Origin of the sequence: Chryseosolibacter histidinae (genome assembly GCF_018598225.1) — a bacterium.
Lineage (GTDB): Bacteria > Bacteroidota > Bacteroidia > Cytophagales > Cyclobacteriaceae > Chryseosolibacter > Chryseosolibacter histidini.
In genome coordinates, this window is record NZ_JAHESF010000012.1 from 1 (window position 1) to 11,415 (window position 11,415).

Here is an 11,415-nt window from a genome sequence, read left to right on the forward strand (position 1 = left end):
CAAAGCTGAGCAGTACTAATTACCCGAACGCTTCGAACCCCCTGAATCTTCATCGAAGATTCTGTCCCCCTGAAAAGAGGGACACGACAAGGCGCTTGCGCAAAGTCGGGGGGGACTACAACGAAACACTATGTGCTCGTTCCGCTACTATACTTATCAAAAACTATTGTACTGCTCTTTCATCATCCATGTCGAACACATTGAAGTTGACAGTATAACAACTATCGACTATAGCATTAAGACCCGCCTTCGCTGAAGCTTCGGCGGGCAAATCTTAAGGTGACTATAGCGGTGGGGATCACCTCTTCCCATTCCGAACAGAGCAGTTAAGCCCACCAGCGCTGATGGTACTAGGATAACACCTGGGAGAGTAAGTCGTTGCCTTTCTTCATCATAAAAGCCTCGTAGTAATACGAGGCTTTTTTATTTTATAGCATTCCCTCAATTCTTCAATGAAACTTAGGCAATAAGGACACAGCTCCTTAGATCGCATTTGTCACACGCTCCTACTCCTCGCTTCTTACTCCTTGCTGCTTACTCCTCCTTCTGACTTCTGGCTCCTGACTTCTGGCTTCTTTTTTTCCGTATCTTCATCCCTCGAAATACCGGGTCTGATTTGAAAAGAACTCCATTACTAATAACAGCAGGAATTGTACTATTCGTGATACTGGGATATTACGCTTATGACGTATTCCTCGTGAAGGATCCCGTAAGACCCTGGGACCTGGTGCCCGCAGATGCCATGATCGTTTACGAAAAGAACAACTGCAATGCGTGCCTGGAAGAAGTGAACAAGTCATCACTGTTCAACATCATCGAAACTGCAGCCTCTTATAAAAAACCGGTAGACTCTATCAGGAACAGGATCGGGGCCGTGCTGAAAGACAAGCAGGGCTTTCTCATCTCGGTGCACATCACCAAAAAAGACGACTTCGATTTTATTTACTACCTGCCTTACAGCAGCGCCACAACCGAAGATGCCTTCGCTTTTCCGAAAGGCAACTATAGGCGCAGCACACGCGAGTTCAATTCGGTTCAGATCCAGGAGCTCCGGTTCTCCGGACAGGTATTCTCATACGCCACCATTGGCGAAGTGTGGATCGGAAGCTTCACACCCTTCCTGATCGAAGACGTGATCAGGACCTATGAAACCACGCCTGCATCCGAGCGCAAGAAGAATCGTCCGTCACAACAGGGATTCTCCAGCATTCAGGATGATGGTGGTAATGTATACGTGCGGCTGAAGATCTTTTCCGACTGGCTCTCGCTGTTCACGGCGAAGCCCCTGAACTTCGCGCTTGGAGAATCTGCCTTGCTTGACCTGAAATCTAACGGGAACAGCGTTGTGCTGAATGGGTTCAGCTACGACAGCCTCGACCGGTCAACGTACATGCTGTCAGCCTTTCGTCACCAGTCTCCCGTTTCATTTGGGTTGAAGCACGTGGTCTCCAACCGCACCATCGCAGTAAGCAGTTATGGTATCAGCGATGGCGCGGCGTTTTATGGCGATCTCCAAAAATTTGTCAAGCAGAAAAACCGGGCATTGAGCGATACACTGCTGAAGCTCTCCAGTACCCATAACCTGAAACTTGAAAATTTATACAAGCTTATCTCCGACGAATTCAGTGTTTGCTTTCTTGAATCGCTGAAGGGCAGGAAGCTTTCCAGAATACTGCTCGTTGAAAGCAAACAACCGGAGCAGTGGTTGCAAACACTGAATACCGTCTCTGAAAAGTTGAGCGTTGATACAGTGTTCTTTGAAAGATATTCGCAGTATGAGATCCGGGAGGTACCCGTTTTCAGATTTTCAGAAAAGTTATTGTGGCCCTTCGTGAGCGGGTTCGATCAGAACTTTTATACATCGGTGGGCCAGGTGATCATCATTGCAGACAACCTCGAGGAGCTCAAACGATTTCTCGATGATATCGAAGCAGAAGATACCTGGGGAAAGTCGGTATCGCAAAACAGGTTTCTCGAGTCAACGCTCCTGGAATCGAACGTAAGCCTGTATTTCAATCCTGCGAAAGCATGGAACGTACTCAGCGCGGATCTTCAGCCACGGTGGAGCAATTTTGTGAGGGACAATCAGCCGCTGTTACAATCGCTTCAGATGTCGTCTATCCAGTTCAGCCACCTTAACAATAGCTTTTACACCAACGCGTTGTTCACGTATAAACCTTTTGTTGCAACGGCTAAACCGGAAAAGGGTGGCGACAAGTTCATCACCAATTTTCAGCAAGGTATCTCCAGCCTGCATGCTGTAAGGAGTCATGTGAACCGGAGCAACGAGATCCTCATCCAGGATTCGCTTAACGATCTGAGCCTGCTCTCTTCCGAAGGAAAATTGTTCTGGAAGGTGCCCATCGGTGATCGCATCATCAGCGATGTAACACAGATCGATTTTTTCAACAACGGCAAGCTCCAGTATTTCTTCTCTACTTCCAGCGCCATTCATATCATCGACCGCCTCGGAAATTATGTAGATCCGTATCCGTTACATCTTCCCACGGCCGACATCGAGCACGTAAGCGTGATCGATTACGATAACAGTAAAAGGTACAGGATCCTGATCGCGGATAAAAAAGGAAAACTGATGATGTATGATAAGTCGGGCGCGCTGCTGGAAGGATGGAATCCCAAAGATGTGGGAGGAAGCCTCGCCATGCCACCGCGACATCATCGCATCAAAGGAAAAGATTACATACTGGCGGTGCGCAAAGACGGGCAGGTTTTTCTTATGAACAGAAGAGGCGAGAACCTGAAAAAATTCCCGCTGAACCTCGAGGCAATTCCATCCGGCGATTATGCGCTCGAGGTGGGCAGCACGATATCGGATACTTATTTCGTGCTCGTTTCGCGTGATGGCTTTAAGATCAGGTTTACTGTTGAGGGTAAGCTCCAGGGACGGGAAACGCTGTTAAAGACCTCGGTCACATCTAACTTCAGCCTCATCGGTGAAAAATCCAATAAATCTTACCTGATCCTGCAACAAGATGGCAAGCAGCTCACTATTGCGGATGAATCGGGGAAAAGGATCCTTTCCAACAATATTGTCGGATTAAGCCCGTCAGATATCAAGTATTTTGACTTTGGCGCTGGAAATGCCTTTATCGGGCTGATAGACCGTACGCAGGGCCTTTCCTACATCTACGACAGCCGCGGCAACCTGCTCACCGAGCCCCCGCTCGAGAGCACCGCAATTGAGGTCAGGCCCATAAATTCGGAGCAATTCCGGGTATTTTTCATACATGGCAAGTCGCTGGTGATCCAGCCCCTGTAAGTTTAGTGAACGGTTACTTTTCTGTAAATGAGGTATTTACAACCACTAAACTAAACTAACTCCGTCATGAAACAACTATCCAATCGCTTTCTGCTGTTATGTTTGGCTATTCTAGCGATGACCCCGGCCATCGCGCAGGTTTCAGTGCACCTGGGGGCTACCACAGCCTTGAACGCAACCTTCGTTTTGGATAAAGGCCTCTCTGAAGATCCTCGTTACAATTCATCGTATACGTACAAATGGTCGCCCGTAGGTTTTAACTTCGGTATCGACCTGGGAAGGAAATTCGGTCTTTCGCTGGAGTCTATCATGGCCAAGCAGGGACAGATCTATAAGATGATCGACGCCGCAGAAAAGATCAAGGGCGAGAGGAGAATTGACATGAGCTACCTGCAGCTTCCGTTGCTGATGAAATTTATGAGCGGTGGCAGTGGCGGGGCGCGCGCCAATTTTAATCTTGGTCCGCAGATCTCGCTGTTAACCGATGCCGTTGAGTCTGTAAAGGCACAGGCCGGAACATTTACAATTCCCCAGGATGTCGACTTCGCATCGATCCAGCAGGAGTTTCCTTCAGCCGTGAACAACGGTGACGGTACCTACACACTGCCGAACGATGTGCCCTCAAGGGATATCCTCACCAAAAAAGCCAACGACTTCAAGAACCAGGAGTTTGCCATTGCAGCAGCATTCGGACTGGACATCGATCTTTCTAAACATCTCTTTCTTACCACACAGGTACGCGCAAATTATAGTCTGACGGATATGCGCAACGGAGATGTGATCGACAAGCTGAAGAGCGGTGACGGTGGAAGTATTTTCGGGCAGCGTGCAAACCTGCTGGTGGGTGTTCAGCTGGGCCTCCACTACATGCTCGGCAAAACAAGATCGTTCAAAACCAAAGAAGATTAATCAGCTACATTTAGTTACATAGAGAGGCGGTTTTTCAGAAACAGCCTCTTTTTTTATTTACAACGTAGTGAGAAATTCTTCGATCGAATTGTGAACATGGTCCAGCTCCTCCGCCGTTATCACATAAGGTGGCAGAACATAGATCACATTTCCCAGCGGCCGGAGCAGGATGTTCTTCTCGAGAAAATAATGATAGATCTTTTTCCTGGCAGTGCTGGTGTACGATGTCTGCGCATCGGTCTGTACTTCCAATGCCATTAAAGTGCCGAGGCTTCTGACCGTTCTCACGTTTTTATGACCTTGTAATCGCAGCTTGAAAGCATGCTGCTGTTGTGTAATGCGGGCAATGTTCTGCTGGCATTGTGCGTTTGTGAGCAGCTCGTAGCTGGCGTTAGCGGCGGCACAGGCCAGGGGATTGGCGGTGTAGGAGTGGCCGTGAAAAAATGTTTTCAGAAAATCGTCGGTCTCGAAGGCGGAGACAATCTGTTGCGAGCAGGTAGTGATGCCCATCGGCAGTGTTCCGCCCGTTAAACCTTTTGATAGCGCCATGATATCGGGCTTGTGCTCAAGGTAGTCGCTGGCAAACATCCTTCCCGTTCGCCCGAAGCCGGTGAAAACCTCGTCGGCAATGCAGATCACATCATAGGCCCTGGCATAAGCGATCATCCTGTCGAGGATCTCGGGCCGGTACATGCGCATGCCGCCTGCACCTTGTACGAGCGGTTCAAAAATGAAAGCACAAACACTTCCGCCGTCTATCGCTGACTTGAACTGTTCGAATGCTTTTTCTTCGTACGCTTCATCCGGGAAATCCACCGGTATAACATTGAAAAGATAACGCGCGAATGGATCAGTGAAGATTCCCCTGTCGCCCACCGACATCGACCCGAAAGTGTCGCCATGGTAAGCCCCCTGAAGCGCGATGATATTTTTCTTTTCGATGCCTTTGTTGTGCCAGTATTGCATGGCCATTTTCAGCGCCACCTCCACGGCAGTGCTTCCGTTGTCGGAGAAAAAGATCTTCTGTTGATTGTTCGGCAGGATCTTTTTCAGATTCTCTGACAGGCGGATGGCGGGCTCGTGCGTGAAACCTGCGAAGATCACATGTTCGAGCTTTCTTGCCTGTGTTGCCAGCGCTTCCGCGATGTGCGGATGAGAATGACCGTGAATGTTTACCCACCATGAAGAAACGGCGTCGATGATCTTTCGCCCGTCATGGGTGTGAAGATAAATTCCCGAAGCGGATGTGATCAGCAGCGGATCATCTGCTCCCCGCAAAGGGGTAAAGGGATGCCAGATGTTGTTCTTGTCTTTGATCAGTCGTTCATCCATTCCAGTTTCTTTTAAGGAGGTCGGCATATTTAATCACGGCGGCGTTGTCTATAACTTTTTCTTTGCTGATGTGCAGCAGGCAAGGAACCTCAGCGTGCTTCAGGATGATGCGCTCGCTTTCAGGATTCGCGTCGCCATTAAACACAATTCCTTTCAGCGGGATATTTCTCTTGCGCAGGGCTTCAACGGTAAGCAGTGTGTGATTGATGCTGCCGAGGTAAAGATCGGCCACGAGGACCGCTTCCGTGTTGAGTACCCTGATCAGGTCTATCACAAATTGGTTGTCATTCAGCGGAACGAGGCATCCACCGGCACCTTCAATGATCAAAGTGTTATTGGTATCGGGCAATTTAAAATCATCGAGCGCGATGTGTACGCCATCCGCTTTCGCTGACGCGTGGGGTGAGGCAGGCGTGTTCAGCAGGAATCTTTCAGGATGGATCCGGGTCTGCTGGTTGGTGATCAGCTTTTTCACCGTGTCAGCATCGCGGGGCAAACCGGCCTGCACGGGTTTCCAATAATCTGCCTTCAGTGCTTCGCAAAAGATAGCCGAAACAAACGTTTTGCCACTATCGGTATCGATGCCCGTGATAAAGTATCTCATGCAATACAGTTCACGCAAAGAACGCAAAGAAGGCGCAAAGGGCGCAAAGATTTTTTGCTTTTCAGCAACGTTTCAATGCTTCGGCCAAATTGACGATGTCTTCGTCGCGGTTGAAGCTGTGCAGGCAGATCCGCAGCCTCTCGGAGTTCCGGGGTACCGTGGGAGAAAGGATGGGACGCACATCGAACCCGTGTTGCTGCAAGGAGGAAGCTGCCTGTCTGGCCGCATCGTTGCCCGGGAAGATGGCCGTCTGTATAGCGCTTTTGCTAACGACCCTGTTGCTGAAATCCACGTGCTTGAGAAACATGGCGATCTTGCCGCGGAGCATTTGCTGCAGGCCGGGATTGTTCTTTAAATGATCGAGGGCACAGTCAATGGAAACGAGGCTGTGGGGCGGCAGCGCCGTAGTATAAATGAAGGGCCGCGCAAAATTCATCAGGTACTGAACGAGGGCGGTTGATCCGGCCACGCAGGCGCCATGTATACCCAGTGCTTTGCCAAAGGTGTGGATGCGAATGTCTATTTTTTTCTCAAGGCCCTGCGCGATGGCCGACCCGCTGCCGTCACTACCTGCAACACCCGTGCTGTGGGCCTCGTCAAGGATCACGGCTGCATCATATTTTTCAGCGAGTGTGGTCAGCTCCTGTAACGGGCACTCGTCTCCGTCCATGGAGTAGATGGACTCCACTGCAATGAAGATCTTCCCTGACTTTATACGTTTGATCTTTTTTTCAAGGTCGTGAAGATCATTGTGGCGGAAAGGGTGCCGTGTTGCCAGGCTGAGTCGTGCACCGTCTTTGATGCAGGCATGTGCCAGCTCGTCGTAGAGGATCGTATCATCTTTTTGAGGAATGGATGAAAGCACGGCCTGGTTGGCGGCGTAACCTGAGTTGAAAAGCAAAGCAGTCTCGCTCCTGAAAAATTCGGCGAGCTTTTTTTCCAGCGTTTCCGCATATAGTGAATTGCCAGACAGCAGCCTCGATCCGGTAGCGCCGTTGCGCTTCAATGGCAGCGAATCCATCTTCCTGCTGATGGCGTTGAAAAGATCTTCCGAGCGCGCCAGCCCCAGGTAGTCATTAGAGGAAAAATCGATCAAATTCTGGCTGGTGGTAAGCTTTCTCAGCAACCCTTCTTCCGTTCTCCTGGCAATTTTTTGTGTCAGGAAATTTTCTAAGCCGCTCATTTCCCCCTGGTTTTTTCGATCATGTCCCACATGGTGTCGGGGATCATTTCAAGGTGGCTGAATTCTCCGCCGTTGCGCAGCCACTCGCCTCCATCGATGGTGATCACTTCGCCGTTCACATAGGCCGAGTAATCTGACATCAGGTAGGCCGCGAGGTTGGCCAGCTCCTGGTGCTCTCCCACCCGTTTTAATGGAACACGTTCTGCGGGATCGAATTTTTTCACAAGGTCGCCGGGAAGCAACCTGCTCCAGGCGCCTTCTGTGGGGAATGGTCCCGGTGCAATGGCATTGCTCCTGATCTTATACTTGGCCCACTCCACGGCTAGCGATCGCGTAAGCGCCAGCACACCGGCCTTGCCACACGCAGAGGGAACAACGTAACCGGAGCCGGTCCACGCATAGGTTGTAACGATGTTGAGAAAAGTGCCGGGTTGTTTTTTTGCAATCCAGTTCTTACCGGCAGCAAGTGTTGTGTAGTAGGTTCCTTTCAGCACAATGTCTACTACAATATCGAAGGCGCGGTGTGATAACCTTTCGGTAGGGCTGATGAAATTCCCCGCGGCGTTGTTCAGCACACCATGGATCTGGCCAAAGGTTGCCTCGGCACTCTTGATCACATTGTCTATCTCTTCATATTTGCGCACGTCGCAGGCCACTGCCAGTACTTTGCCGCCGGTTTCAGCAGAAAGGTCGCTGGCAGTTTTGTCTAGTACATCTTTTTTCCGGCTCGTGATCACGAGGTTGGCGCCAAGCTCAAGAAAGTATTTTCCCATGGAGCGGCCCAGTCCCGTACCGCCTCCGGTGATGATGATGGTCTTGTCTTTGAGTGCACCTGGTTTGAGCATACCTTCCATAACTAGCTGTTTTAGTTGGGGAAAGGTAGTGGAAAAGTAGGCAGTAGGCAAAGGGGAGTCCATAGTCCATGGTCGATAGTCCATGGTAGGATAGTATTTGATCATCTAGCGTTTCCAGTCTTAGATCGTACCACAGTCCACGACATTTGCACGCATGCCATGGACTATGGACTATCGACCATCGACTCTTAGATCCCGACCATCACAAAAGCACCCCAGTAGAATGGATGGGGGTATTTTTCCTTAAGTTTTTGCTGGGCGATGCGGAAGGCCGTGTGCGGGTCTTCCTGCCGCGATCTCTCTGAATAGAAGTTTGACATCAGCTCCTGCGTTGCAGCGTCATCAACACTCCACAAGCTCATGATCAGGTTTTTGGCACCGGCCATTTTAAACGCACGCTGCAGGCCGTAAACACCTTCGCCGTTTTTCACCACACCCAATCCTGTTTCGCAGGCCGACAACACCACAAGCTCTGTGTCTTCAAGCTTGAGGTTCATGGCTTCGTATGCGGTGAGAATGCCATCGTCACCATCATCGTTCACGGGCGTTCCTGTTTTTAGAAAGTTCTCTGCGCCGGCCAGGATGATGCCCGACTTCAGCAGCGGGCTGGGTACATAACCGGTGTTACCTTCCTGGGCGAGCTGACTGTTTTCTTCCTCTTCCAAAAAGTATCCGTGCGTGGCAATGTGCAGCACCATGGGACTGATCACCTGCTTGATCAAACCTTCAGACGCCATGTCTTCCATGAAAACCTCGGGGTTAGGACTTAGCTTCGAGATCTGGTTGATCTCGACCTGGGTTCCCGGCAGCACTGTTATACCATCTTCTCCACGCATGTAACGCAGCAGACCGCCGCGCAGGCCACGCGATAAGTTATCGCCACGGGTGAGGGAGCGTGTGGCGGTACCGGTGGCCGATGACTCCTCGGTTTGTAAATTGAATTTCGGGAAGCCGATCAGCACGGACGACTGGCTGTTCGATTTTGTTGTTCTCTTTTCCACCACCTCGCGGGTGTTGGTTACCAGCCTGATGTCATAGGCATCTAGCAGGAATTGCTGCGTTTCAGGATCTCTGATGGTGTTCAGGCTGATCTGGTTATAAACGCCATCGGGTGAGAGGTATATTTTTTTGATCTTATTTTTCTTCAGGTACTCGTTCAGCGAGCCGAAATAGTTTTTGAACGACCTGTTGTCTTCGAGTGTGAACGTGATGTTGTTGCGATAATAGTTGAGGAATTTGTTTTCCATCTCTTTACCGCTTCCTGGCAACACAAGGTCGGGCTGAGTTTTGGTGTCTTTTGTCAGGATGAGGAAAGCGTACACAACGTCGTCCTGGAATTTGCCGCCGGCCGCGGGTGAGTAAGCCTGATAACGAATGATCTCAACGGCAGCTTCGTTTTCTTTCAGTGTTTTTTGAATGTCGCGCCAGTCAACTTTTTTGCGGATGAACTGGCTTGAAAAAACTGCCGATCTGCGGGCCAGCGCTTTCTCCAGGAGATCTGCCGACTGCAGCAATGAATCGATCTTCGCGGGAGACTGGTTCTGGCTGTACAGTTTGGCGATCTGTTCTTTTTGTGATTGCCACAGCTCAAAATCGCGCAACAGCGTGGTGTCTTTGCTGTTTTGGATGGCCTCCTTCACTTTTTCAGAGGCGTACATGATAGACGCCTTGGTGTTGATGTGATGGTTGTACACTTCGCCTGTGATGAGCGGGTCTTGTTTGCGGAGCTCCATGGCAAACGAGTTGAAGATCTCGAACGATGGTTTGATGTTGGTGTAATAGAACTTCGCTTTCTCTTCTTCGGTGAGCACCGGGAACGACATGCCGATCTGATTGTAGTAATTTTCAAACACGGCACCGAACGTTTGCTGCGCTTCTTTCAATTGTTTCTGCTCCCATTGATACTCGGCTATCTTCTGAAGGCTCTGTGCGTACAGCGGATGTTTTTTGCCAAGCTTTTCAGCACGGATAGAGGCTGAGCTCTTCAGATACTTCAGTCCGGCAGCACCCTTGCCGGTTTTCCAGCAGGCGATGCCCAGGTTATACAAGGTGGATGCGTATTCTGGACTTTTATCACCCAGCGTTTTTTTGAAGATGGCCAACGCCTGTTCCAGCATCGGAATAGCTTTGTCAGGCGCACCTGCCATCCTGTATACGCGGGCAAGGTTGTTGAGCTTGCGGGCGTAAGACGCTGTATTGGTCTCGTCATTCATTTTCTGGATCTCGAGCGCGCGTGTCAGCGACTTCTCTGCTGCCTTGAATTTACCTTCATCGCTGTACACCAGGCCCATGTTAGAGAGTGTAATGGCAAAGTCAGGGTGCGTGGTGCCGATAACAACGCTGTCGGTAGCGCGGATCTCACGGAAGGTCTTTTCAGCGCGTTCGAGCTGGCCGAGGCTTTGATAGACCAGGGCCTGGTTGTTGAGCGTTGCGGGGTAAGCAACATTGTCGGGCGTGAGCTCTGCAAGCGCATGGTCAAACGCTTCTTCAGCCTGTGGAAATTTTCCCTGCTCCATGCAGAGGATGCCCATGTTGATCGACGCGCTGATGTACTCCGCTGAGCTCTCTCCGGCAGCTTTTGCCAGGATGGTGAGCGCGGTATTCAACGCTTTCGCAGCTTTTGAATATTGGCTGGTAAGCGTATACAGGTCGCCAAGCTTGCTCAGCAGCAGGCCGTGGTTGATTGAATTCTTTTCCTGTTGCCTGATGGTGGACGTCAGCAATTTTTCTGTCTCGTTGAACTTGTCGAGCTGGATGTAAATATCAGTGGTGCTGATCACAGACGATATGAATTCTTCGCTGGCGGCACCATAGATCTTGCGGTCGTTCTCGATGAGCTGATCGGCCATGAGGCCTGCCTGCCGATAGTTGCCCGCCTGCAGGTAAACATAGGCGAGGTTATACAACGAGCTGCTGAAGGCATCGGTGCTGGTGAGTCCCAGGTCTGCCCGTAATACTTTCTCACGTTCGAACCACGCAATGGCTTTATTCAGGTCGCCCAGCTGATTGTGTGCACTGCCGAGGTAAGAGAAACTATTGGCCACCAGCGTGTCGTGCTGATTTTTTGCCATCAGCTCAACATCGTTCGCCAGCTTGATGCAGGCAGCGAAATTCTGCGCTTCATAGTTCCGTTCCAGCTCCTGGTAAACTTTTGGTGTTGTCTGTGCGAAACATACGTTCACAGATGCCACGAATACCCAGAAATAGCGATTTGATCTCCCGAAAAAATTAATCATATGGAAGCCATTTACGT

Annotated in this window: 7 protein-coding genes and 1 rRNA gene; 3 read left to right on the plus strand and 5 right to left on the minus strand. The window is 50.3% G+C overall.

Annotated elements, in window-relative coordinates:
• Nucleotides 1-275 precede the first annotated feature (275 nt).
• The 3 genes from rrf (at nt 276) to KK083_RS13405 (ending at nt 4,189) form a co-directional block, all read left to right on the plus strand.
• Nucleotides 276-387 (plus strand): 5S ribosomal RNA (gene rrf / locus KK083_RS13395).
• 229 nt (nt 388-616) lie between these two features.
• A complete protein-coding gene (locus KK083_RS13400) occupies nt 617-3,280 on the plus strand; it encodes a hypothetical protein (RefSeq protein WP_254163755.1) in 2,664 nt (887 codons plus the stop codon).
• Between the two features lie 66 nt (nt 3,281-3,346).
• The gene (locus KK083_RS13405; RefSeq protein WP_254163756.1) at nt 3,347-4,189 is read left to right on the plus strand and encodes an outer membrane beta-barrel protein; all 843 of its coding nucleotides are present in this window, start codon (nt 3,347-3,349) and stop codon (nt 4,187-4,189) included.
• Between the two features lie 57 nt (nt 4,190-4,246).
• Here the strand turns inward: KK083_RS13405 and bioA are convergent, their stop codons facing one another.
• The 5 genes from bioA to KK083_RS13430 form a co-directional block, all read right to left on the minus strand.
• On the minus strand, nt 4,247-5,521 hold the full coding sequence (gene bioA / locus KK083_RS13410) for an adenosylmethionine--8-amino-7-oxononanoate transaminase (protein ID WP_254163757.1): 1,275 nt from the start codon (nt 5,519-5,521) through the stop codon (nt 4,247-4,249).
• Nucleotides 5,514-6,125: a dethiobiotin synthase gene (gene bioD / locus KK083_RS13415; protein WP_254163758.1), complete on the minus strand. Its 612-nt coding sequence runs from the start codon at nt 6,123-6,125 to the stop codon at nt 5,514-5,516. The genes bioA and bioD overlap by 8 nt, the downstream gene beginning before the upstream one ends.
• A gap of 61 nt (nt 6,126-6,186) precedes the next feature.
• The gene (locus KK083_RS13420; protein ID WP_254163759.1) at nt 6,187-7,308 is read right to left on the minus strand and encodes an aminotransferase class I/II-fold pyridoxal phosphate-dependent enzyme; all 1,122 of its coding nucleotides are present in this window, start codon (nt 7,306-7,308) and stop codon (nt 6,187-6,189) included.
• Nucleotides 7,305-8,162 carry an SDR family oxidoreductase gene (locus KK083_RS13425; protein ID WP_254163760.1) on the minus strand — a complete coding sequence of 286 codons (858 nt, stop codon included), beginning with the start codon at nt 8,160-8,162 and terminating at the stop codon, nt 7,305-7,307. The genes KK083_RS13420 and KK083_RS13425 overlap by 4 nt, the downstream gene beginning before the upstream one ends.
• 188 nt (nt 8,163-8,350) lie before the next feature.
• Nucleotides 8,351-11,398: a CHAT domain-containing protein gene (locus KK083_RS13430; RefSeq protein ID WP_254163761.1), complete on the minus strand. Its 3,048-nt coding sequence runs from the start codon at nt 11,396-11,398 to the stop codon at nt 8,351-8,353.
• Nucleotides 11,399-11,415 lie beyond the last annotated feature (17 nt).